This window comes from Cohnella sp. (assembly GCF_041641335.1).
In the GTDB taxonomy this organism is placed as follows: domain Bacteria; phylum Bacillota; class Bacilli; order Paenibacillales; family Paenibacillaceae; genus Cohnella.
Genome location: NZ_JBEPYQ010000046.1, coordinates 24,901 through 49,182, shown reverse-complemented (window position 1 = coordinate 49,182; position 24,282 = coordinate 24,901). Strand labels below are relative to the sequence as shown.

The 24,282-nt window shown below is 58.8% G+C and carries 17 protein-coding genes; 16 read left to right on the top strand and 1 reads right to left on the bottom strand.

Features of this window, described 5'->3' with window-relative positions:
* The 6 genes from uxuA to ACESLM_RS16180 form a co-directional block, all read left to right on the top strand.
* On the top strand, nucleotides 1-1,009 hold a 1,009-nt coding region (gene uxuA / locus ACESLM_RS16205), incomplete at its 5' end, for a mannonate dehydratase (RefSeq protein ID WP_372632623.1).
* A gap of 153 nt (nucleotides 1,010-1,162) precedes the next feature.
* Nucleotides 1,163-2,176, top strand: coding sequence for a LacI family DNA-binding transcriptional regulator (locus ACESLM_RS16200; protein WP_372632622.1), 1,014 nt, complete (start codon nucleotides 1,163-1,165; stop codon nucleotides 2,174-2,176).
* A 146-nt stretch (nucleotides 2,177-2,322) separates the two neighbouring features.
* Nucleotides 2,323-3,303 carry a 5-dehydro-2-deoxygluconokinase gene (gene iolC / locus ACESLM_RS16195; protein WP_372632621.1) on the top strand — a complete coding sequence of 327 codons (981 nt, stop codon included), beginning with the start codon at nucleotides 2,323-2,325 and terminating at the stop codon, nucleotides 3,301-3,303.
* A gap of 29 nt (nucleotides 3,304-3,332) precedes the next feature.
* Nucleotides 3,333-4,781 (top strand): CoA-acylating methylmalonate-semialdehyde dehydrogenase, encoded by a 1,449-nt coding sequence (locus ACESLM_RS16190; protein ID WP_372632620.1) that lies wholly within the window; start codon nucleotides 3,333-3,335, stop codon nucleotides 4,779-4,781.
* 28 nt (nucleotides 4,782-4,809) lie between these two features.
* Nucleotides 4,810-5,577: an SDR family oxidoreductase gene (locus ACESLM_RS16185; RefSeq protein WP_372632619.1), complete on the top strand. Its 768-nt coding sequence runs from the start codon at nucleotides 4,810-4,812 to the stop codon at nucleotides 5,575-5,577.
* A 153-nt stretch (nucleotides 5,578-5,730) separates the two neighbouring features.
* Nucleotides 5,731-6,618: an Rpn family recombination-promoting nuclease/putative transposase gene (locus ACESLM_RS16180; RefSeq protein WP_372632618.1), complete on the top strand. Its 888-nt coding sequence runs from the start codon at nucleotides 5,731-5,733 to the stop codon at nucleotides 6,616-6,618.
* 69 nt (nucleotides 6,619-6,687) lie between these two features.
* On the opposite strand, the gene ACESLM_RS16175 is transcribed toward ACESLM_RS16180, so the two are convergent.
* Nucleotides 6,688-9,801 (bottom strand): hybrid sensor histidine kinase/response regulator, encoded by a 3,114-nt coding sequence (locus ACESLM_RS16175; protein WP_372632617.1) that lies wholly within the window; start codon nucleotides 9,799-9,801, stop codon nucleotides 6,688-6,690.
* Between the two features lie 129 nt (nucleotides 9,802-9,930).
* Between ACESLM_RS16175 and ACESLM_RS16170 the strand changes: the two genes are divergently transcribed.
* The 10 genes from ACESLM_RS16170 (at nucleotide 9,931) to ACESLM_RS16125 (ending at nucleotide 24,228) form a co-directional block, all read left to right on the top strand.
* The gene (locus ACESLM_RS16170) at nucleotides 9,931-10,491 is read left to right on the top strand and encodes a guanylate kinase (RefSeq protein ID WP_372632616.1); all 561 of its coding nucleotides are present in this window, start codon (nucleotides 9,931-9,933) and stop codon (nucleotides 10,489-10,491) included.
* A 51-nt stretch (nucleotides 10,492-10,542) separates the two neighbouring features.
* A complete protein-coding gene (locus ACESLM_RS16165) occupies nucleotides 10,543-12,201 on the top strand; it encodes an FAD-binding dehydrogenase (RefSeq protein WP_372632615.1) in 1,659 nt (552 codons plus the stop codon).
* Between the two features lie 394 nt (nucleotides 12,202-12,595).
* Nucleotides 12,596-14,368 (top strand): sensor histidine kinase, encoded by a 1,773-nt coding sequence (locus tag ACESLM_RS16160; RefSeq protein ID WP_372632614.1) that lies wholly within the window; start codon nucleotides 12,596-12,598, stop codon nucleotides 14,366-14,368.
* Nucleotides 14,341-15,978, top strand: coding sequence for a response regulator (locus ACESLM_RS16155; protein WP_372632613.1), 1,638 nt, complete (start codon nucleotides 14,341-14,343; stop codon nucleotides 15,976-15,978). Before ACESLM_RS16160 ends, ACESLM_RS16155 begins: the two co-directional genes overlap by 28 nt.
* Nucleotides 15,979-16,130: 152 nt before the next feature.
* Nucleotides 16,131-17,048 (top strand): ABC transporter permease, encoded by a 918-nt coding sequence (locus ACESLM_RS16150; RefSeq protein WP_372632612.1) that lies wholly within the window; start codon nucleotides 16,131-16,133, stop codon nucleotides 17,046-17,048.
* Between the two features lie 34 nt (nucleotides 17,049-17,082).
* Nucleotides 17,083-17,970, top strand: coding sequence for a carbohydrate ABC transporter permease (locus tag ACESLM_RS16145; protein WP_372632610.1), 888 nt, complete (start codon nucleotides 17,083-17,085; stop codon nucleotides 17,968-17,970).
* A gap of 31 nt (nucleotides 17,971-18,001) precedes the next feature.
* On the top strand, nucleotides 18,002-19,726 hold the full coding sequence (locus ACESLM_RS16140; protein ID WP_372632609.1) for an extracellular solute-binding protein: 1,725 nt from the start codon (nucleotides 18,002-18,004) through the stop codon (nucleotides 19,724-19,726).
* Between the two features lie 48 nt (nucleotides 19,727-19,774).
* The gene (locus ACESLM_RS16135) at nucleotides 19,775-21,205 is read left to right on the top strand and encodes a glycoside hydrolase family protein (protein WP_372632608.1); all 1,431 of its coding nucleotides are present in this window, start codon (nucleotides 19,775-19,777) and stop codon (nucleotides 21,203-21,205) included.
* Nucleotides 21,169-22,710, top strand: coding sequence for a glycoside hydrolase family 32 protein (locus ACESLM_RS16130; protein WP_372632607.1), 1,542 nt, complete (start codon nucleotides 21,169-21,171; stop codon nucleotides 22,708-22,710). Before ACESLM_RS16135 ends, ACESLM_RS16130 begins: the two co-directional genes overlap by 37 nt.
* 327 nt (nucleotides 22,711-23,037) lie before the next feature.
* Complete coding sequence (locus ACESLM_RS16125; RefSeq protein ID WP_372632606.1) at nucleotides 23,038-24,228, top strand: MFS transporter; 1,191 nt, start codon at nucleotides 23,038-23,040, stop codon at nucleotides 24,226-24,228.
* The last annotated feature ends 54 nt before the right edge of the window (nucleotides 24,229-24,282 follow it).

The following is a 24,282-nucleotide window of genomic DNA, read 5'->3' as shown; positions in this document are numbered from 1 at the left end:
GTACATTCGCCAAATTCCGGGTATGAAGGGGATCGTCACGGCGGTGTACGACGTGCCGGTCGGCGAAGCGTGGCCGCTCGAAACGATTCTGAAATTGAAGAAAGGCATTGAAGACGCGGGTCTGGAACTGGCCGTCATCGAGAGTGTTCCGGTGCATGAAGATATCAAGCTGGGGCTGCCGTCCCGCGATCGCTACATCGCCAATTACAAGACGACGCTGCGCAATCTCGGGGAGGCCGGCGTGCCGGTCGTCTGCTACAACTTCATGCCCGTGTTCGACTGGACGCGCTCGAAGCTCGACTACGAGCTGGAGGACGGCTCGACGGCGCTGATCTACGAGGAAGAGGTCGTCGAGCGGATGAATCCGCTGACGGGAGAGCTCAGTCTTCCGGGCTGGGACAGCAGCTACGAGGTTGGCGAGCTTCAGAAGCTGTTCGCGCAATACGAGAGCGTGGACGAGGAGAAGCTGTGGGACAATCTGGCTTACTTCGTGGGGGAGATTATGCCGGTCGCGGAGGAAGCCGGGATCAAAATGGCGATTCATCCGGACGATCCGCCTTGGCCGATCTTCGGTCTGCCGCGCATCATGACGGGCAGAGCCAGCTTGGAACGCATGATCGGGCTGTACGATAGTCCGGTCAACGGTCTGTGCCTGTGCAGCGGATCGCTCGGCGCCAGCGCGAACAACGACGTTCCGGAGCTGATGCGCGAGTTCGGTCGCAGAGGGCGCGTCAACTTCGTTCATGCGCGCAACGTGAAGCTGACCGGGCCGAAGTCGTTTCAGGAGTCGGCGCATCTGTCCTCCACGGGCTCGATCGATATGTACGAGGTCATTCGGGCGATGAGCGACTTCGATTACGAGGGGCCGATCCGCTCGGACCATGGCCGGATGATCTGGGGCGAGACAGGCAAACCGGGCTACGGCCTGTACGACCGGGCGCTCGGAGCCGTCTATCTGAACGGCCTGTGGGAAGCGGTGCGCAAGGAGCGTATTAGGCGGGAAAAGTAAGCGGTTGGATCGCAGGCTGGCTGAACAGGAGAGAACCTCTACGCGATTCAGCGAGTGTGGACATGGGAGGCGGATAGGCGCAGGGGGCTGTTCCCCGCGACGGTCATATGCTATACTTCCTCTACATCTAATCGATTAGACCGGAGGCTGCGGATGAGTACGATCAAAGATATCGCCAAGCACGCGGGCGTATCCGTGGCGACCGTATCCTATGTGCTGAACAATAACCGCTACGTCAGTCCGGAGAAGAAGGAGCGGGTGCTGGCCGCCATTCGCGAGCTGAACTACGCGCCCAACGCCGCGGCTCGCGGGCTGCGCGCCGGGGAGAGCCGGACGATCGGCCTGATCGTCTCCGACATCTCCAACCCGTTCTATCCCGACCTCGCCAAGGCATGCGAGGACGAGGCGCAGAAGCACGGCTATGCCGTGCACATGATCAACACGAACGATCAGCCGGAGCGAATGAGGCAGGCCGTCGCGCAAGCCCGCGAAGGGAAGATCGATGGGCTGATCGTCACCTCCGCATTGGAAGCCGATCGGGAACTGCTGCAATCGCTGTTGGAGCGGAACTTCCCGCTCGTACTGGCGCACCGCCGTCTCGAAGGGTTGAAGGCGGACCTGGTCGAGTCGGATAACTTCGAAGGCGGATTGATGGCGGCCCGGCATATGCTTCGACTGGGTCATCGCCGCATTGCGTTTATGTCCGGCGTTGCGGGCTCGCCGATCAGCGAGCTTCGCGCGGCGGGGTATCGGCAGGCGATGGAGGAAGCCGGCATCGATGTGCCGCCGGAGTGGGTGTTGTCCGGCGAAGCGAGATATGCGGCCAGTTACGAGAGAATGCTCGGTTATGCGGATATGCCGCCCGGCGAGCGGCCGACCGCCGTCATCAACATGAGCGACATCGGCGCCATGGGCGCGCTGGACGCGGCGGCTGACCGAGGGCTGCGGGTTCCCGAGGACGTGGCGGTGATGGGCTTCGACGATCTGTTTCTTGCGGCGTTCCGCTCCGTGCGGCTGACGACCGTCCGCATTCCGCGCTACGAGCTCGGACGTCGGGCGACAGAGCTTCTGCTGGATCGCATCTCGGATGCGAATCGCGACGCCCGAAATGTCGTGCTGCCGGTGGAGCTGATCGTGCGCGGCACTTGCGGCGGTGAGCGGGCCTGACCTCGTCGAAGTTTCGATTGTCCTTCCGCCGCTTTGTGCGGTTGGAGGGCAGACGATGAGGAGATCGGTAAGCGAGGATTTTTTTACAGCTCTATCTAATCGATTAGCTAATCGATTAGATAGGCAAAACGAGGAGGGAACAACTTATGAATGGAATCGTTTTTCGGTCCGACAAGGAGCTGGATTTGATCGGGGTCGGACGGCTGTGCATCGACTTGAACGCGAACGAGATCAACCGGCTGCTCGAGGAGACGCAGACGTTCACGAAGTACGTGGGCGGGTCGCCGGCGAACATTACGATCGCGGCTTCGCGGCTCGGACTGCGGGGCGGATTTATCGGGCGCGTGGCCGACGATGCGTTCGGGCGGTTTATCGTGAATTACTTGCGCAAGGAGGGGATAGATACGGACGGCGTCGTGACCGATCGACCGGGCAGCGTTACCGGGCTGGCGATCACGGAGATCAAATCTCCGACGGAATGCAGCATCCTGATGTACCGGGATAACGTGGCGGATCTCAATCTGGAAACGGGCGATGTGGACGAGGCGTACGTTCGGAAAGCGAAAGCGGTCATGATCAGCGGCACGGCGCTGGCGAGAAGCCCGTCCCGCGAAGCGGTGTTCCGCACGATCGAGCTGGCCCGCAAGCACGGGGCCGTTCTTCTGTTCGATATCGATTACCGTCCGTACACGTGGGCTTCGAGAGACGAGATCTATACGTACTGCCGCATGGCGGCGGCGCAATGCGACGTCATCCTCGGAGGGCGGGAGGAATTCGACCTGCTGGAAGGGGCGGAGGGGACGGAGGATTTCGCGACGGCCAAACAATGGTTCGGGCATGAGGCAAAATTGGTCGTCGTCAAGCATGGCGGAGACGGCTCGATCGCCTTCGCCAAGGACGGCGGCGTGTACCGAGCGGGCGTATTTCCGGCGCAGGTCATCAAGACGTTCGGAGCGGGCGACTCCTTCGCCGGAGCGTTCATCTACGGGCTGATGCAGGGATGGGACATCGCGCGCTGTCTGGAGTACGGCAGCGCGTCCGCCTCGATCGTCGTATCGAGCCACAGCTGCTCCGACGCGATGCCGACGAACGACAAGATTGAAGCGGTTATGGTCAAGCAGGCGTGATCCAAACATTTCCAGGAGGGGAATCATCTATGAACAATCCAACGGTGTTGCGCAACTTTATCGGCGGCGAATGGGTGGAATCGGCATCGGACCGGACGGAGGCGGTACCGAATCCGGCAACGGGAGAGACGCTGGCTTACGTGCCTCTTTCGACGGCAGAGGACGTGCGGGCGGCCGTCCGGGCGGCGGCCGAAGCTTCCCGCAGATGGCGCAAGGAGCCTGTGCCGAAGCGGGCTCGCATTCTGTTCAAGTATCAGCAGATTCTGGTCGAGCATTGGGACGAGCTGGCCAGGCTGATCACGGCGGAGAACGGCAAGAGTTACGGAGAAGCCTACGGGGAAGTGCTCAGAGGCATCGAGTGCGTCGAGTTCGCGGCGGGGGCCCCCACGCTGATGATGGGCAGCACGCTGCCGGACATCGCCACGGGCATCGAGTCGTCCATGTACCGGTACCCGCTTGGTGTCGTTGGTGGCATTACGCCGTTTAACTTTCCGATGATGGTGCCTTGCTGGATGTTCCCGCTCGCGATCGCTTGCGGCAATACGTTCGTGCTCAAGCCGTCGGAGAGAACGCCGCTGCTGGTCAATCGGCTGGCGGAGCTGCTGATGGAAGCGGGGTTGTCGGCCGGCGTGTTCAACATCGTGCACGGCGCGCATGACGTCGTGAATGAGATGCTCGCGAACGAGGGCATCAACGCGATCTCGTTCGTCGGCTCGCAGCCCGTCGCCGAGTACGTGTATAAGACGGGAGCGGCTGGCGGCAAACGCGTGCAGGCGCTCGCCGGCGCCAAAAACCACTCGATCGTCCTACCCGACGCCAACCTGGAGCTGGCCGTCAAAGAAATTACGAACGCCGCGTTCGGCTCCGCCGGAGAGCGATGCATGGCCTGCTCCGTCGTCGTCGCCGTGGGAGACGTAGCGGATAGGCTGGTCGAAGCGCTCCGGCGTTCGGCCTCGGGCTTGTCGATCGGCAACGGGCTGGAGCCGAACATGTTCCTCGGGCCGGTCATCCGCGATTCGCACAAAGCCCGCACGCTGGGCTACATCCAGAGCGGCGAGACGGAAGGGGCCGAGCTTGTGTTGGACGGCCGCGAAGCGGAAGCGGCGCGGGGCGAAGGCTACTTCGTCGGGCCGACGATCTTCGACCGCGTGAATCCGGAGATGAAGATTTGGCAGGACGAAATTTTCGCCCCGGTGCTGTCCGTCATGCGCGTCGATACGCTGCAGGAGGCGGTTGCGCTGGCCAACCGTTCGGAATTCGCCAACGGCGCCTGCATCTATACCGACAGCTCAAGCGCGATCCGCGAGTTCCGCGATACGATCGACGCGGGGATGCTGGGCGTTAACGTGGGCGTGCCCGCCCCGATGGCTTTTTTCCCTTTCTCCGGCTACAAGAAATCGTTCTACGGCGATCTTCATGCGAACGGGCGCGACGGCGTGGAGTTTTACACTCGGAAGAAAATGATCGTGCATCGGTAATCCAATCATAGAGAGGCGATGAACCGCTATGGCAAACTTGAACTTATTCGATCTCACCGGGAAAAAGGCAATCGTCACCGGGGCAAGCCGCGGGCTCGGCCGGGGCATCGCTACGGCGCTGGCGACGGCGGGCGCGGAGGTGGCGATCCTCGACATCTCGGACGCGGCGGCGCAGACCGCCTCCGAGCTGCAAGCGGAAGGGCTGGCCGTTCATGCGGTGAAGGGCAATCTGATGGACCGCGCCGATCTGGAGCGCAGCTTCGGGGAAGCCGTCGCTGTGCTGGGTGGAACGGTCGACATTCTCGTCAACAATGCGGGCATGCACGACCGCAGAGCTTGCCTCGACTTGCCGGTCGAGAGCTGGGACAAGGTGCTGGAGCTGAACATCACCGCGGTGTACCAACTGTGCAGATTAGCCGGCGCGATCATGGTCGAGCGGGGCAGCGGCAAAATCATCAATATGGCGTCGATGCTCAGCTTCATTGGCGGCTTTAACGCTTCCGCTTACGCGGTCAGCAAAGCCGGCATCGCCCAGTTGACGAAGTCGCTGTCCAACGAGTGGGCGGGCCGCGGCGTTCAGGTGAACGCGATCGCACCGGGTTATATGGCGACGGAGATGAATACCGATTTGCTGCAGGACGACACGCGTCTGCCGCAAGTGAATGCGCGCATCCCGGCCGGAAGATGGGGCAAGCCGGACGACTTGGCGGGTGCCAGCGTCTTTCTGTCCTCGGCCGCATCCGACTACGTCACAGGGATCATCCTTCCCGTCGACGGAGGGTACTTGGCGAGATAGTTCCGCCGGATAAGGCAAGACAGCCAGGACGTAGTATGCTAGAATAGCGATACTAAAATCTATTTCGGCCGTGAAGAACACGCCGCTCGCATTCCCTTGTGGGAATGCCGGGCGGCTTTTTGTTTTTCCGGCCGCATGAAGGGGGAGTTGGCCATGGAGATCGATCACGATCGGTTGTTCAAGACGCTGCTGCGTACCTTTTTCAAGGAATTTATCGAATTGTTTTTCCCGGAGGTGGCGGAGGCGCTCGATTTCGAGCATGTCGCGTTCCTGTCCGAAGAGGTCGTGACTGATTTGACGGGCGGTAAAAAAGGGCGGGTCGACCTGCTCGTCGAGACGCGTCTAAGGGAAGAGGAGGCATTCATTCTCGTGCACCTGGAGCCGCAGTCGTATCGGGAGGAGGAGTTCGCCGAGCGGATGTTTATTTACGCGGCGAGACTGTACGAGAAGCATCGCAAGCCGATCGTGCCGATCGCCGTGTTCAGCCACCGGTCGAGGGCGGTCGAGCCGGACTCGTTTCGCTGGAAGCTGCCGTTCAAGGAAGTGCTGAGGTTCGACTACTACGCCCTCCAGCTCTGCCGGCAGGATTGGAGGACATTCGCGCGCTCGGACAATCCGGTCGCGGCCGCACTGCTCAGCAGCATGGGGTATAGGCGCAAGGAGCGCAAGGAGGTGTATATGGCCTTTCTGCGCATGATATTCCAAAGCGAGCAAAACCTTGCTAAACTATCCTTAATGACGTTGTTCTTCGAAACTTATATGAAATCGACCAAGACCGAGCAGAAACAGGTTCAGGCGGAGTTTATAAAAGAATATCCCGATAAGGAGGAACCGCTGATGGGACTGATGAGCTCGTACGAGCGGAAGGGCTACATGCAGGGGCTGAACGAAGGCAAGATCGAGGGCAAGATGGAAGGGATGACCGAAGGCAAGATCGAAGTCGCGTCCCGAATGCTGGAAGAAGGCCTGCCTCTCGAGTTGATCGCCAAAGTGACAGGCCTGCCCGGCCCGGACATCGAGAAGCTGAAAGTCTCGCATTAAGCCACTGTGGCAGACAAAGGCCCTCGCGTTCCATGGAATAGCGGAACACGAGGGCCTTTCGCGTACGTGTTAACTCCGCTCCGGAACGAGGAACGAAACGGTCGTTCCTTCGCCGGGGCGGCTCCGGATGAACAAGCCTTGCCCGTACAGCTGGGTTAATCTTCGGTTCGTGTTGGACAGTCCGATCCCTTTGCTCCGATCCGCCCAATCCAGCAAGCGGCTTAATTTGTCGTCGTCCATTCCGACTCCGTCGTCGGAAACCTCGATCAGCGCGGTGCCGTCTTGACGGACAATGCGAATCTGCACGGTTCCTCCTCGAATCTGTCCGAAGATCCCATGCCGAACCGCGTTTTCCACCAAAGGCTGAATCGTGAGCGGGGGCAGCGTCAGTCTCATGTTCGGTTCGACTTCCCAGACGATGTTCAGCTTATCTTCGAACCGTTCCTTCTCGATATACAGATAAGAGCGGACAAGTTCCAACTCATGAGACAGCTCGACGAGTTTGCCTGCATTGAGAAAGTCGAAGCTGATTCTTAAGTACGAGGTGAAGGCGTCCCCCAGTCTGCGCATCTTGGCCGTATCTTCGTCGCTTAACGCCATGATCGAGTTCAGGGCGTTGAACAGGAAGTGGGGATGAATCTGCGCTTGCAAATACGCGGCTTCCATGCGCAGTCGTTCGCTCACGGATTGCTTCAGCGTCGTCAGCGCCCGAATGCGGTATTTCAGCTCCGTGGCTTCCACCGGTTTGGTAACGTAGTCGTTGGCCCCGGCAAGAAAACCGGCCTGAATGTCGGCGGGTCCGCTGCGAGCGGTGAGCAGCAGGACGGGGAGCTCCGACATCGAGAACCGCTCCCGGATTTTCTCGGTCAGCTCGTAACCGGACATCTGAGGCATCATCACGTCCGCGACGATCAGATCCCATGTATGGGAACCGAGCCGTTCCAGCGCTTCGCGGGCGGAAGTCGCGGTGACGATGTTATACGGTTCGTTCGCGAGAATGCCGACAAGCACTTTCAGGTTGATCGCGTCGTCGTCCACGGCAAGGATGTTGGCATAGCCGGCTTCGAAGACTCCCGGTGAAGCGGCGGAAGCCGAAGGTTCCGGTATCGTCTCGCTCAAGAGGGCTGCGGCCGTTTCCCGGTAACCTTCGTCCGCGATGCCGCGTCGGACGGCCAGCGCCGACGAATCGACGGCCGGCGAATCGGCGATCGGCAACGAGAAGCGGAACACGGAACCGACGCCCGGTTCGGAGCTTACGGTCAAATCTCCGCCATGGAGCTCCACGAGCTGCTTCGAGATGCTTAAGCCAAGCCCGATGCCTCCAGCTTCGTTCATGCCGAGGCTTCCTTGCTCGTAAGGAAGGAATACCCGCTGGCGCGTCGCTTCGTCCATCCCGGCTCCGGTGTCGCTGACGCGAATGACGATTTGCCCGTTTTCGGCGGCAGCCGATACCCTCACCGTTCCTTCGTCCGTAAATTTCAAGGCGTTATGCAGCAGGTTGAACAAGATTTGCACCATTCTTTTCTCGTCAGCCATCACGCGGGGCAGCGTCTCGGGAATTTCGGTCTCCAGACGGACGGGCTTGCCTTCGGCCATGAAACGGAGCATTGCAGCGACGCCGGAAACGACTGAAGCGACGGATAGCGGCTCTTGCCTCAGAACGATCCTTTTCTCCTGCAGCCTGGCTACGTCCAGCAAGTCGTCGAGCAAGTGCGACATCCTCCGCCCGACCGTGATCAACAGCTCCATGTCCTCGACGCTGCGCTTGCCGAGCGACGGCTGCTCCCGCTCTACGACGCTGCGAGCGACATTGATCATGCCGTGAAGCGGAGTCCGCAGCTCGTGAGAGGTGTTGGCCAGAAACTGATCCTTCAGCCTGTCGGCTTCCCGGAGCTGGACGTTCAGACGAGCATTCTCCTCGGCGTTCCTGAAGTAACGCTTGAACCAGTAAGCCGAGAACGCCATGATGGCAACAATAATATCGATCGGGTAATAGACGGTCGTACTGTCCTTGGAGGAATCGATGATGCCCCAGATGACGCTGGACAGCACGCTGACGATGGCAAGAAGCAGGTAGATGACGTCTTTTTTGCGCTCAAGCATCATCTTTATGGTGATCCAGGTGAATGCCGCCAGAGGCACCGTATAATAAAAGGTCATGATCCTGAGCCAGTAGCTGAAGCTGACAAGCCTAACGTCCGCCAGCAAGACGAACAGCGCGTAGACGATGAACGATCCGAAGAAAATCCGGTATACCGCGGATTTCCCTGTGCGTCCCGCGAAAATTCTACCCATTATCAGAATAAGCACGGATAGCGACGTATATGAGAGAAGCCGGATTTTGATCATCCACGTATAGTTGATCGGCAGCCAGTTAAGCAAAATAATTTCATCGGAAGTGACGACCGTCATGCCGGCCGCGAAGAGCAGCAGCGCGAAGATCAGAAATTCTTTTTCCCGGCGGCTGAACGCGAACAGGATGCAGGAGTACAGGCCGTGCACGAGCAGGATCGCGAAGGTGACGAGCTGAAAGCCGATCGAGTACCAGCGTTCGGTATCGACGGCGTCCTGGCCGCCGATCCGGATAGTTCGGGCGATTCCGCTTCTGGAGAAATGATCGAAGTTGGCCGCTTGCACGAACATTGCGATCTCTTCGACGCCCTTCGTTTCATAGGTAAGCATATACGTTCTCTCGTCGGGGACATAGGTCTCCCTGCTCGATCCCACCTTGCCGAATTCTTCGGGCTTGCCGCCGTTGATTTCCACGCGGGAAGAGGTCGAGACGCCCCTAAACCAGAAGCTGAGATCCAGCTCGGGATCCGGATCGATCAGAATGCGCAGCTTGTACGTCCCATAGCCGTAGGCGCCGTCGAAGCCTTCTATTCCGACTTTCTTCCATCTTGCCGGAACCGGAATGAATCTGCGCGCGCTGTGGGGCTGCATCGCTTCGTTATCGCGGTCGACCAGAGCCGAAGGGTAGAACGTCCACTCTCCGTCAAGCGGAATAGAGGGATTGGCGCTAAAGTCCCAGCCCCGCAGATCGAGCGTGCCCTGAACCGGGCTCGGGTGCTGCGGAGTGAAGAAAATTTCGGACCAGAACCATCGTAATCCGAGCAGGAATGCGAGAAACAAGCCGACCGCCGCGGCGGATTTAAGCAACTTGGAATCGTGTATTGGCCTCATAGTACGTAATCATTCGACGGTTCCTCCCGTTTCTCCTTTTTGCCCGATTCGATTCCTTTCATTACCTGCATTTCGCCGGAAAAGATTGTATAGTGGAAGAGATAAGAATTAACGTTAGGGGAGGCCAATATGTCGATATCGCTTGTAGTGCTTCAGGGGCCGAGCGCCTCCGGCAAAAGCACGATCCAGGCGCGGCTCGGGCTGCCCCGGATCGTCACGTGGACGTCGCGCCAAGCGCGCGATGGGGAGACCGACGGAATAGATTACTTCTTCAAGAGCCGGTCGGAGATGCAGCGCCTGCATGACCGGGGACAAATGGTAGAGATGACGGAATATCACGGTAATTTGTACGGGACGCCCTTGCAGCTCGCGGAGGACGTCATTCGCGGAGGAGTCGCGCGTTCCGTCATTCTGGATCAGGCCGGGGCGGGCAAGCTGCGGAAGCTGTTCCGGGACAGGACGCTGCTGATCGGCGTGAAGTCGGGCAAGGAGGAATGCCGAAGGCGGCTTGAGGCGAGAGGTCACGGATCGGAGGAGATTCGCGTCCGGTTGAGCTCATACGAGCAGGAGATCGCGGCATTGGCCGAATGCGATCTGGTCCTGAACAATACCGACGGCAACATCGGCAAAATCGATCTGCTGGCAGACTTCATCCGGGAAGGGTTGAAGAAGAACGATGGCGCATCATGACGATCCGATCACCTTGAATAAGCGCAATAATCGCCAATAGGAGGATGGTCCATGGAGAGGGAATTCGATGCGATCGTGGTGGGAGCGGGACTGGCGGGATTGGTCGCAGCCGCCGAGCTTGCCGACAAGGGGAAGAAAACGCTGCTGCTCGACCAGGAGCCGGAAGCGTCGCTCGGGGGGCAGGCGTGGTGGTCTTTCGGAGGGCTGTTTCTGGTAGATTCCCCGGAGCAGCGCCGTCTGGGCGTCAAAGATTCGAAGGAGCTGGCCTTGCAGGATTGGATGGGCTCCGCGGAGTTCGACAGAGCCGATGAAGACCACTGGGGACGGAAGTGGGCGGAAGCCTACGTCGATTTCGCCGCCGGCGAGAAGAGGGCTTGGCTCCACGGCATGGGCGTACGCTTCTTCCCGATCGTTGGCTGGGCGGAGAGAGGCGGGTACTTGGCCGAGGGCCACGGCAATTCCGTGCCCAGGTTCCATATCGTATGGGGGACGGGGCCGGCCATCGTCGCCCCGTTCGAGCGGCGCGTTCGCGAACATCGGGACGGCGGCAGGATCGTCTATCTGCCTCGTCATCGCGTCGATCGCCTGATTCGCGAGCAAGGCGCGGTCGTCGGTGTAAGCGGTTCCGTGCTCGTCGAGAGCGATGCGGCCAGAGGGGAGGCCAGCTCCCGCGAGATCGTCGGAGAGTTCGAGTGCTACGCGCGGGCGGTGCTCGTCACGAGCGGCGGCATCGGCGGCAACCCCGATCTCGTGCGGGCGAATTGGCCGGCCCGGCTCGGGCAGCCTCCGAAGCAGATGCTGTCCGGCGTTCCCGCCCATGTCGACGGGCGAATGCTCGGCATCGCCGAGGAGGCGGGGGGACGCATCGTGAATCGCGACCGGATGTGGCACTACACGGAAGGCATCCGGAACTGGAACCCGATCTGGCCGAGCCACGGCATTCGCATTCTTCCCGGACCTTCTTCCCTATGGCTCGATGCGAGGGGCAGGAGACTGCCGGCGCCCAACTTCCCCGGCTTCGACACGCTCGGGACACTGGAGACGCTGCGGCGCACGGGCTACGACTATTCCTGGTTTATATTGACGCAGAAGATTATCGAGAAGGAGTTCGCGCTCTCCGGTTCGGAACAGAATCCGGATCTGACGGGCAAGAGCGTAAGGCAGGTGCTGTCCCGGGTGCTTCCGGGGCCTACGGCCCCCGTGCAGGCTTTTCTGGATAAGGGCGAGGACTTCGTCGTGGCGGGCAATCTCGGGGAACTGGTGACCGGGATGAACAGGCTGACGGGAGAAGGGCTGCTCGGCTTCGAGGAGATCGAGAGGCAGGTGCTGGCCCGGGACAGGGAGATGGACAACTCGTTTACGAAAGACCTGCAGATAACCGCGCTCCGCGGAGCGCGGCACTACAAAGGAGATAAGTTCATTCGCGTGGCGCGTCCGCACAAGCTGCTCGACCCGAAGAACGGCCCGCTGATCGCCGTTCGTCTGCATATCGTCAGCCGCAAAACGCTGGGCGGTCTGCAGACGGACTTGTCCGGGCGGGCGCTCGGAGCGGACGGCCAGCCGGTTCCCGGTCTCTACGCGGCCGGAGAGGCTTCCGGGTTCGGGGGCGGCGGCATGCACGGCTACCGGGCGCTGGAAGGCACGTTCCTCGGCGGCTGCCTCTTCTCGGGAAGGACGGCGGGGCGGGCGGCCGCGGAGGATATCGGGTAGCCCGGGAAAGGACTTCTTGGAGCCGCTGGGGACCGAGCCCGACGCGCAAGCGGACGTTAAAGCGATCTCCTCGCGGGGGAGAGCGTCTGGCTCCTCGTGACGACGGGAACAGCCTGATTTGCGTGAATACGACGCCGGCGATAATGGCGGCGGCTCGATCAAGTCGTAGTAGATCAGCCTTCCGGCGCAAAGTGGCCGATCTCGTCGCCGGGACGGACCATTATACGGAAAGGCCGGGCACCGTCCTTCCCGTCTGTATCGCAGAAACTTGGAGGGGTACGAATGAGCGAAGAGATCTGGTGTTAAATAATCCCGCTTCCCCTCGGCTTGATGAATGCTCCGTCAGGCGTTACGATAGCTAGTGTGTTTCGAAGGACAAGAGGGAGTGGGGCGCATGCTGTCGCAGACGGAGCGGCAAAGCGAACGGCTGGTATTCAAATTGGTTTACAGACGAATATTGATTTTCGCGGCGGCGCTGCTCGTCGTCAGCATCCTGTTCGGCTCGCTTCTGTTCTGGCGCAGCCAGCAATATTATTCTGCAGTCATTCACGATAAGCAAGTGGACAGGCTGCGGTTCGTCACCGACAGCTTCGAGAAGGAAATCGGCTCGATCAAACAAATGCAGTACAGGGTCATGTTGAACGAGAACGTGGATCAAATCCGGTACTTTTACGAAACCGCTTCCGTCTTCGATCGCTACCGGATGATCGAGGGAGTCAAGAAAGAGCTCGATACGCTTCGCGGCAGCAGCCGACTGGTTGCTGACGTCTCCCTTTATTTTCGCTCGATCGAACGGTCGATCGGGTCGGACGGCATCGATCCGCTCGACCGGAAGCGATGGGATTCGATGGTTGGCCGCTATGTGGGGCACGGCTTGCTATTTTCCGACAAGGGACGCCTGCTCATGGTGGAAGCGCTGACAACCGATGCCGGATCGACTGGAGCGGACACGGACTGTCTGCTGGTCGTCGAGCTGGATAAGGAAGCGATCGTTCAGAATCTGGAGTACGCGCAGTTGACGAACGAGGACGTCGTCGTGCTCGTCGATCTGGGAAGCGGCCAGATCCTGTCCCGGACGGAAAACTCTTCGAAGATTCGGCTGCCGGAAAGCGACAGAATCTCGAAGGGCGAGCTGCTTCGCGACGAATCGTACAAGCTGATCGCAAGCACGTCCAACGCGCTAAACGCCGATCTGTATTGGTTGTATATCGACAATGTGAACGAAGGGCTGATGAACCGAACCTTTGTTATTCTATATTGCTTTCTAGGCGTCGTCCTGTTGCTGATAGGGATCGGGGTTCTCTTTTCCTATCGGGGCGCTTATTATCCATTGAAAATCTTGCTGGAGGACGCCTTCTGGCAGGTCAGGAACGGCAATCTGAAGCATCGGATCCAGATCGCGGGCAACGGACCTTTTGTGTCCTTGTACCGTTGTTTTAACGACATGGTCAGCCGCATCGACGCTTTGGTGGAGAACGATCTGAAGCATCAACTGCTGCTCAGCCACGCGAAGCTGAAGCAGCTTCAGGCCCAGATCAACCCTCATTTCATCTACAACAGCTATTACGTCTTGTACCGGATGATCAAGATGAAGGACTATGAGAACAGCATTACCTTCTGTGAGCATCTGGGCAAATTTTTCGAGTACATTACGAGGGACGGGCAGGACGATAAGAGGCTCTCGGAAGAATTCGGGCACGCGAAAGTGTACGCGGCGATCCAAAGCTATCGGTTCAGGGACAGGATCGTCACCGAATTCGGCGAGCTTCCGAAAGAATGGGCGCAAGTGCGCTTGCCGCGCCTTATTTTGCAGCCCTTGCTGGAAAACGTGTTCAACTACGTCTTCGAGCACGTGACCCCGGACGAGCCCGGCCGGCTGCGCGTAGGCTTCGAGCGGCGCCAAGGCTGTCTCGTGATCCTGGTGGAAAACAGCGGCCGAATCGAAGATGAGGCGTTGGAGCGAATCGATGCGCTGCTCGGGGAGGGCGGGCCGAACGGCGAGGTGTCGGCGCTTACGAACATCGACAAGCGGCTGCGCATTTACTTTGACGGCCAGTCGGGGCTTCGAGTGTCCCGGTCGGCACTGGGCGGACTATGCGTGGCCATATCGATACCGAATTTGGAAGAGGGGGAGCAGCTATGGGGGAGCGGCACTATACTTTGCTGATCGTGGACGATGAACCGATTATCGCGGATGGGCTGAAATTCCTCTTCGAGGAAGAGACGCAGCTTCAATTGGATGTACGGACTGCGTATACGGTGTCTGCCGCTTTGCGGCAGTTTGAGCAGGATTCCGCGGACATCGTGCTTTCCGATATACGAATGCCCGAGATGTCGGGATTGGAGATGGCGGAAAAGCTCAAGGCGATAAACCCGGAGGTCAAGCTCATTTTCTTGTCGGGCTACGACCATTTCGAATATGCGTATCAGGCGATCAAGCAGGAGGCCGTCGATTATATCCTCAAGACGGAAGGGGACGGCAAGGTGGTCCAGACGGTCAAGAGCGCCATCGAACGGATGGAGCGGGAGCGGCGGCAATCGGAAGAATACTTTGAAGTCAGTTCCCGGCTGTCCGCCGTGCTCCCTAGCGCGCGGCACCGGTTTCTGCTCGATGCGGCGGTAGGCAATCTGACCGATCCGGTGAAGCTGGAAGAGGCGTTGGCCGGCATCGGCGAAGAGCTGAGTCCAAAGCAGAGGGTCGTTCTGCTGCTCGGACGCGTCGTAGGCGGCGGCACCGAAGTGCCGAACGACAAGACGGTTCAGTCGGTCGTCGAGCGTCTGCTGGATCACCACCTGCGGCCTGAGCTGATCGCTAGCGTGACCCATTCTCAGGATTTTCTCTGGTATGTCGCGCTCGAAGGGGAGCCGGACGACCGTTCCTCGCGGCTCGTTCATCTGCTTGAGCATGCCCGGGCTGCACTCAAGGAACAGACTGGCTGCGTGTTATCCTTCGCGGTCGCCTCCGGGCCAGTCGGTTGGATTGAGGTTCACGCCAAATACGAAGCATTGAAGAGGGCGTTCTCCAATCACGCGCTTGCCGAACGGGAGGGCATCGTCGTAGAAGGGGACTTTCGCGAAGAGAGGATGACGTCGGAGGAAGAGCACGATTTGTCTACGATGCTTGCCACTCTGTACCGCAAGATCGATGTTTTGGAGCTGTACCTGGAGCAAGGGCAGTACCATCGGTTCGAGAGCGAGATGGAGCTGCTGTGCGCGTCGTTGCGCAAAGTTCGATATCCCCAGTCCTTCCAGGCGCTCGAGCTGTATTTGGCGGTTGCTCGCGCGATCTTGTCTCATCTGAACCGGTCGAAACGGATGCCGCTTCTCACGCCCGAGATCGACCTGTCGCTGCTGTTCGCTCCGGACCGTCTCTCCGGATGGCAGGAGAAAGCCGATTATTTGCTCGCGATCGCCCGTCGGCTGGGCAGGCTGGACGAGGAACGCAAGCCGCCGAGCGCCGAAGCGACGGTCGGCCGCATCAAGGAGCATATTCACCATCGCCTGTCCTCGGACTTGTCTTTGTCTGCGCTGGCTCAGGCTACCGGCTTCAACCCGACCTATCTTTCCCGCCTGTTCAAGAAGCACGCGGGCGTAGGGCTGCACGAATACATCTCGGAATGCCGGATAGAGCTGGCCAAATCCTTACTTTCCGGGACACGGTTGAAAATCTACGAGATCGCGGCCAAATGCGGCTACGACAATCCCACCTATTTCGTCAAAACGTTCAAATCGTCGGTCGGACAAACGCCGCAGGAGTATCGGGATCGACCATTCTAGCTTTGCTCCCCTCTTCGAGAGGGGTTTATTTTTTTGCGGCAAGGTAAAGAAATGACAGCAAAGGTCGCTATTGTTGAATGTACGAGCCCATGTAAGTGGTTTCATAATAAAAGACGGAAAGACGTCATTCCATGCAAAGTGAGGTGAACCCAATGAATCGGGGAGGACTGAGAACAAGAAAAAAAACGCTCAAGGAAATGCCGTTCCATCTGATGTTGCTGCCCGCGGTCGTCATTACGATCCTGTTTAAGTATATTCCCATCGGCGGCATCTCGATCGCGTTCATGGACTACAATCCGGTAGAAAGCTTCTATCGGCAGGAATGGGTCGGCTGGGACAACTTCACCTATATTTTCGGGTTGCCCGGCTTCGGGGGCGTACTCTGGAACACGATTTTCATCGCCACGATGAAAATCGCGGGCAATCTGATCGTGCCCGTCGCGTTCGCGCTTCTGCTCAACGAATTGGGCGGACGCGTCTTCAAGCGATCCGTGCAAACCGTCATGTATTTGCCGCATTTTCTGTCCTGGGTGGCGCTCGCGGGCGTCCTCATCGACATCCTGTCGCCGTCCTCGGGTATCGTTAATAACGTGCTGAGCAGCATGGGGATCAAGCCTGTCTTTTTCTTGGGCGATCCGGCCTCCTTCCCGTACACGCTGGTCGTTACCGACGTGTGGAAGGAATTCGGCTGGGGGACGATCATCTATTTGGCTGCGATTACGAATATCGACCAGACCCAGTATGAGGCGGCGATTATCGACGGAGCGGGAAGATGGAAGCAGACGCTTCATGTTACCGTCCCGGCGCTGGCTCCGGTTATGATCCTGCTCACCGTGCTTGGCATCGGCAACGTGCTGCAGGCGGGATTCGATCAAGTCTTCAATCTGTACAGCCCGCAGGTGTACAGCACCGGGGACATTCTAGATACGCTGGTGTACCGGATCGGGATTGTCGACGTTCAATTCGGACCGGCTACCGCGGTAGGACTGTTCAAGTCGGCCGTCTCTTTCGTCCTGATCGTGTCCGGCTACCGGCTCGCCGACAAGCTGGCTGGTTACCGTGTTTTCTAAAATCCATTAGGACGAAAAAAGGGGGGGACGAACGATGAAATCCTCACTATCCAGAAAAGTCTTCGTAGTATTCAACGTCGCGATATTGGCCGCAACCTCGTTTCTGTGCCTGGTGCCCGTCATCAATCTGATCGCCGTGTCCTTCAGCTCGCGCTCCGTCGTGGAGGCCAATCTGGTCGGCCTTTGGCCCAAGGAGTTTACGTTGGCCTCGTACCGGTACGTGTTCGACAATCCGCAGTTCTACAAATCCCTGAGCATGACCGTTGAAAGGGTGGCGCTGGGCTGGGCGGTCAATATCGGCTTGACGATACTCGTCGCGTATCCGCTGTCCAAAGAAAAGAACGTGTTCAGGTTCCGGGGGGTTTATGTCTGGTTTTTCTTGGTGACGATGGTGTTCAGCGGCGGGCTGATTCCGACTTATCTGGTCGTCAACGAACTTGGACTGATCAATTCGGTCTGGTCGCTGATCCTGCCCGAAGCGGTTCAGATGTTTTACGTATTGCTCATGCTGAATTTCTTCCGCGGCATTCCCAAAGAAATCGAGGAAGCGGCCTTGACGGACGGAGCGGGCTGGCTTCGCTCTCTCGCGAGCGTCTATCTCCCGTTGTCGCTGCCCTCCCTGGCGACCGTGACGCTATTCATTCTGGTCGGCCATTGGAATGCTTGGTTCGACGGGCTCATTTATATGAACCTCCCGGACCGATACCCGCTAATGACTTATCTGCAAACGATCGTGACGAACCTGGACCTATCGCAGCTCGGTTCCGCTTCGCTCGCGAACAATCCGTCCTTGTTGGAATTGACGGGCCGCTCGCTGCGTTCCGCCATGATCTTCGCTTGTACGGTTCCGATTTTGTTCGTCTATCCGTTCCTGCAGCGCTTTTTCGTCAAAGGCATGCTGTTGGGAAGCGTGAAAGGATAATCATCACATAAGAGATAAAGGGGATAGCAGAATGGCGAAAAAAGGGTCAAACAAGTGGGCATTACTGCTGACGGCCGCCATGCTGGCGTCGGTAGTGTCGGGATGTTCGGGCAAACAAGAAGAAGCTCGGCAGTCGGAGCCTTCCATAGCTTCGGGAGAGGCGGCTAAGCCGGTCGCCGGGGAAGATGGGCCTTTGGGCAAATACGATCCTCCGATCGAACTGTCCGCGATGAAAAACCTGTACGGTGACGAACGATTCTTGCCGGGAGAGGATATCGGCAACAACGTATGGACGAGAGCCTACCTGGAAGAGCTGGGCATCAAGCTGCATTATGACTGGGCGGTGGCCGGAGACGGCTTCCAGCAGAAGGTGACGATGACGATCGCCTCGAATGATCTGCCGGACCTCATGACGCTGCCGGCGAAGGATTACTTCGCCTTGGCCAAAGCGGGCAAGCTGGCCGATCTGACGCCGTACTTCGACAAGTACGCGTCCGACACGCTAAAGTCCACCCTGAATGCGGACGGCGGAATGCAGTTGAAAACCGCCTACGTAGAAGGCAAATTGTACGGCATACCGCAGACGGGAGGTTCGGACGGTACGGCCGATATGATCTGGATCCGTGCCGACTGGCTGAAGAAGCTGGGCTTGTCCGAGCCGCGGACTTTAGACGACGTCATCCGAATTGCCCGAGCTTTTCGCAACGACGATCCGGACGGCGACGGAGTCAAGAATACGTTCGGCATCGGCTTCCAGAAGGATTTGGAAAGCGGAACGGGCAGCTTCGAGGGGTTTCTGGCCGCCTACCACGCGTATGCCAAGGCGTGGGTGAAAGGAGAGGACGGCAAAATCGCATACGGGGCGGTCCGACCCGGCATGAAAGAAGCCTTGGCTAAACTGCGCGAGATGTTCAAGGAAGATCTGATCGATGTGGAGTTCGGGGTCAAGGACTGGAAGAAAGTCGGGGAAGATATTGCCTCCGGGAAAATCGGCCTTCTATACGGCAGAGAGGGACTTCCTTGGGGAACCCTGAAGGACTCAATCGTGAACAACCCCGACGCGGAATGGATTTCCGTGCCGATCGTGTCCGCCGACGCACGTCCGGCTAAGCCCGCGACGCACGTCACGTTGGAGCGCTATTTTGCCATCAGCGCCAATGTGCACCATCCCGAAGCGCTGCTAAAGATCATCAATTTGTTCCAGGAGAAAATCAACAACAAGTCGACGACGCTGGAAACGCTGAACAAGTTCGGGGTCGATCCGGATTCGGGCATCAACTTCGCGGCGTATGCGTTCGGAGGCCTCGATCCCTCGGTGGATAAGCCCAACATGTATTACCAGCAGATCAAGTCGGTCATCGAGGGCGCCGAGAAGCGGGAGAACATTCATCCGGAAGCGATCCGGTACTACGACACGATCAAGCATTTTATCGATAACGGACGGGATAAGAAAAGCGATCCGCTCGGCTGGAATTACTACAAGTTTCTCGGTCCCGAAGGCTCGTGGAAGGTCATCGACCATTACCGGAGCAACGACCTGATGGAGCATTCGGCCTGGTACGGCCTGCCGACGGCCACGATGAGCCGCAAGGGGGCGACGTTGGACAAGCTTCAGGCGGAGAACTTCGTGAAAATCATTACGGGAAGCGCGCCGGTGTCCGACTTCGACAAATTCGTGGCGGATTGGCATAAGCTCGGAGGAGATCAGATTACCGCGGAAGTCAACGAGTGGTATACTGAAACGTTTGGTCAGTAACATCCGTAGCGCAGATCGAAACCATTTCAAACCGGAAGGAACAAGACGATGAGCGGGAACCGACAGCTGTTTTTCATGCCGGAAACGGAACGCCCGAAAATGCTCGGGCTCGACACGTGCGGCGACTTTATGCCGTTCTACCACGAAGGCGTCTTTTATCTCTATTATTTGCATAAATATTCGATCTACGAAGTGACGACGACAGACTTCATCCAATATAGCGAGCCGAGGATGGCAATCGCTTGCGGAAGCCCCGAAGATCAGGACTGGCATATCGGCACAGGGGGCGTGATCGAGAAGGACGGCGTGTTCCACTTTTACTATACCGGCTTCAACGAGGGCAACCTCCATCGCGAGGGCGACCTTAACGAGCAGGTGCTCATGCGCGCGATCAGCAGCGACCTGAAGGATTGGAGCAAGGACCCGGGATTTTTCGTAAGGCCCGACAAGCAATGCTACGGCAACTTGCACTGGCGCGATCCGCAACCGTTCCGGAACGAGGAAGCGGGCGAGTATTGGCTGGTCGTCACCGCGACCGAGAAAGACGGACTGTTCCGTCGCGGCGGCTGTACGCACGTGATGCGGTCCGACGATCTGGATCATTGGCGTCATGGGGATACGATTTACGCGCCGCGGACGTTCGAAACCCACGAATGCCACGATCTGTTCCGGATCGGCGATTGGTGGTACATGGTGTTCTCGAACTATACGCGTTGGTGGGAGACCCGCTACCGAATGGCTCGCAGCCCAGAGGGGCCTTGGATCACGCCCGCCCCGGACGACATGTTCGACGGTCGCGCCTTCTATGCGGCCAAAACCGTGTCCGACGGCAGTCGCCGGTACTTGGTCGGTTGGCAGGCGATTCGGGCGAACATGGACGACAAGCAGCATTATCAGTGGGGCGGAAGCGTCCTCGTGCATGAACTGATTCAACGGGATGACGGGCTGCTCGGCGTGAAGCCGCCGGAGACGATTCGCGGACATTTCCGGCATATGTCGGAGCTGAAGCCGACGCCTAGGCTCGGCGAATGGACGGTCAATGCAGAGACGATCGGCAGGGAGCCCTACGGCTTTGGCTGGCTGGAGCTTGGGCCGATGCCGGCCGAATGCCTGATCCGGGCACGCCTAAGCTGGTCCGAAGAGACGATCGCTTGCGGCCTCATGCTTCGGACGTCCGGCGACAAGCTGAACAAATGGTGCCAAGTGCGAATCGAGCCCCGGCGCCGGCGGCTTGTGTTCGACCGCTCGAACAAGTTCGACAACGATCACCATTTCATCGAAGAGCGGTATTTCGATTGCGGCGACGTCCGCGAAGCGGAGCTTACGATTATCGCAAGCGGCAACGTCATCGTCATCTACGCGAACGATACGGCGCTCGCTGCCAGAGCCTACGACTTCGAGCCGGGAAGCGCGGGGCTGTTCGTCGAGAGCGGGGAGGTCCGGTGCGCCGAATTCGGCATTCTGGAGCCATCCAGGTAAACGAATACGCAGGCAAGAAGGGCAGAGGGGGATTAACGGTGTCGCAGCCGATGCATGAGGATTCGTATAGGCCGTTGTTTCACTTTACGCCGCCGTCCCATTGGATGAACGATCCGAACGGTTTGGTGTACTATGAGGGCGAGTATCATTTGTTCTATCAACATCACCCGGGTGGGATGACTTGGGGGCCGATGCATTGGGGGCACGCGGTCAGCCGAGATCTCGTGCATTGGAGCCATCTTCCGATCGCCCTTGAACCGGACGAACAGGGAGCTGTCTTTTCAGGCTGTGCGGTCGTCGATCGAGAGGACACTTCGGGGCTGTTCGGCGGCGGCTCGGGGTTGGTCGCGGTTTTCACGCATCACGACTCGGACCCGTCAACCGGCAACCCCAGGCAGAGACAGAGCATTGCCTACAGTAGGGATAAGGGGCGGAGTTGGAGCAAGTACGCGGGAAATCCGGTGCTTTCGGAACCGCTGCCCGATTTCCGCGATCCGAAAATCTTCTGGCACGAGGGAAGCCGACGTTGGGTGATGGTGATTGCCGCTGGCGATCATGTACGATTTTACGTTTCCACGAATCTGCTCGAATGGTCCTATACGGGCTCCTTCGGAGAAAAAGAGGGTTCCCATGACGGCGTCTGGGAATGCCCCGATCTCTTCGAACTCCCCGTGGAAGGATCGGAAGAGAGGAAATGGGTGCTCATCGTTAGCATCGGCGATCATCCCGACTGCCCGGAAGGGTCGAGAACGCAATATTTCATCGGAAGGTTCGACGGCCGCACGTTCGCAAACGATGAATTGCCGGAGCGGGTGCTGTGGCTCGATCACGGCCGAGACAATTACGCGGGCGTGACCTGGTCCGACGTTCCGGTCGGGGACGGAAGACGTCTGCTCATCGGCTGGATGAGCAATTGGAAATACGCGAACCTTACGCCGACCCAGGGCTGGAGAGGCGCGATGACCGTACCGCGGGAGCTGTCTCTGCGACGCGGCGAGGAGGGAATCCGCCTCTTCCAATCCCCGGCGCGGGAGTTGCTGCGGTTGCGGCGGGACGGCCGTCAATGGCGGCATATCCGGCTCGTTCCGGGTCAGCCCTTCGCTCCGGGCGTAAGGGGCGAAGGGCTGGACATCCGGACCGTCTGGAAGCCGAATGACGCCGATGTCATGGGCATCCGGCTGCGGCATCCTGGCGGCGGCCAGACGATCATCGGCTACGACGCCCGCAAACAGGCATTGTATATCGATCGTACCGCATCGGGTGCGGCGGACTTTCATCCGCAATTCGCTTGCCGGCACGAAGCCGCGCTGCTGCCCGAAGGCGGTAGCGTCGAGATTCGCTTGCTCATCGACCGATGCTCGGTCGAGGCTATCGCGGGCGAAGGGGAGATCGCGATGACCGACTTGATCTTCCCGGAAGGAAGCGGCATGGAGGCTGAATGGTTCGTTGAAGGCGGGCAAGCCGAGCTTCTCGCTCTCGAAGCCCACGCAATGGCTTCTGCTTAACGGGAGCGGATGGAGTACGGTTTCCACTGGCATAAATCACCTCTTCCGAGGAGATCAGCTCGTTTGACAAAGCCCCGGTTTTTCCGGGGCTTTGTTTTTTGTGGAGCCGGCGGAGTTCATTTGCATTCGCAATTTCCCGCTAACGGCTTGGGCAGCCAAGCAGCTAAGAGTATAATAAAGGCAACGAAGAAGTTCAAACAAGCAAGGAGTGATCCTATGGTATACGCCAGACCTCCCTGTTAATCATTAACCGGATGCGCCGCGCGCGCCCCTCCATTCGGCGAGAGCTTGTATAGACTCGAACCGAATAACAGGAGGAATGCGGCCATGCTGCGCATAGGAAACGTACATTTACTGTATGCCATTCGCTTTTTTCAACACTTGATTCCGGCCTACGTCATAGAGAGACTGTTCTGGGAACAAAGAGGCATGACGATCCAGATGGTCGTCTATGCGGAGATGATTTTCGCCGCGACCATCGTTCTATCCGAGCTGCCGACGGGCATTATCGCCGACAAATGGGGACGTAAGCGCCTGATCGTCGTCACCGCGCTGATGGGCTGCCTGGAGTTTCTGATTCTTGTTTTCGCGACGGAATTTTGGCATTTCGCGCTTGTTGTGTTTCTGGCTGCGATCGGCAACGCGGCGACTAGCGGAGCGGAGACGGCGCTGCTGTATGACACGCTGCTTGCTGAGCGCAGGGAGCGGGAGTTCGAGAAAATCCTGGGCCGCTTAAACGCGCTGGACATTGCCGCGACGATCTTGGCCGCATTAAGCGGAAGCCTGCTGGCCGATCGGTTCGGCTTCGAGTTCAACTATTGGCTGTCCCTCGGCGCGATGGCCGTGTCCTTGTTCTTGACGGCCGCTTTGGCCGAACCCGTCCAGGAAAGCCGGAAGCCGGAACGTCCGATTCCGATCGGGGAGTATGTGACGACCTCTCTGCGCTTTTTCCGGTCCAACCCGGGGGTCGCTCTCGTGCTGTTGTCGGGCATGACGATGGGAGCGGCGGTCAATTACGTCGACGAGTTCTGGCAGACGCACCTCGACAGGCTGGGCATTCCGGTCGTTCTGTTCGGCGTATTCTCGGCGGGGATTTTCCTGCTCCGGCTCCCCGGCAGCCTGTTCGCCTACAAGCTTCTGGAGCGGTTCGGCACGCGGCCGATGCTGTTGACGATTCTGGGCGCGATGACGGTCAGCTTCGCTTGGCTGGCTTGGTCCAGGGATTACGACGGATTGGCGGCGCTGTTTCTCGTCAGCTTGTTCGCGGGAATGATCGAGCCGATCGCGTCGGGGTATTTGCAGCACAGGATCGGTTCCGACATGCGGGCGACGATGGGATCTTTTCAATCGTTGGGGGAAAACGCCGTGCTGATGCTGTCCGGGCTGGGATTCGGTTACTACTCCTCGCAATACGATATTTTCGGCGGGTTCGGGTTTATTGCGGCGATGTGCGGAGCGTTCCTGCTCTTTTTTGCCTTCTCCTCCAGGAATCTGATCGAGCGGGGGGCTTCCGGGTAACGATCTGCGGCGACCGGGTTATAAAGAAGCAAAATATGGTACGATAAGTCAGAA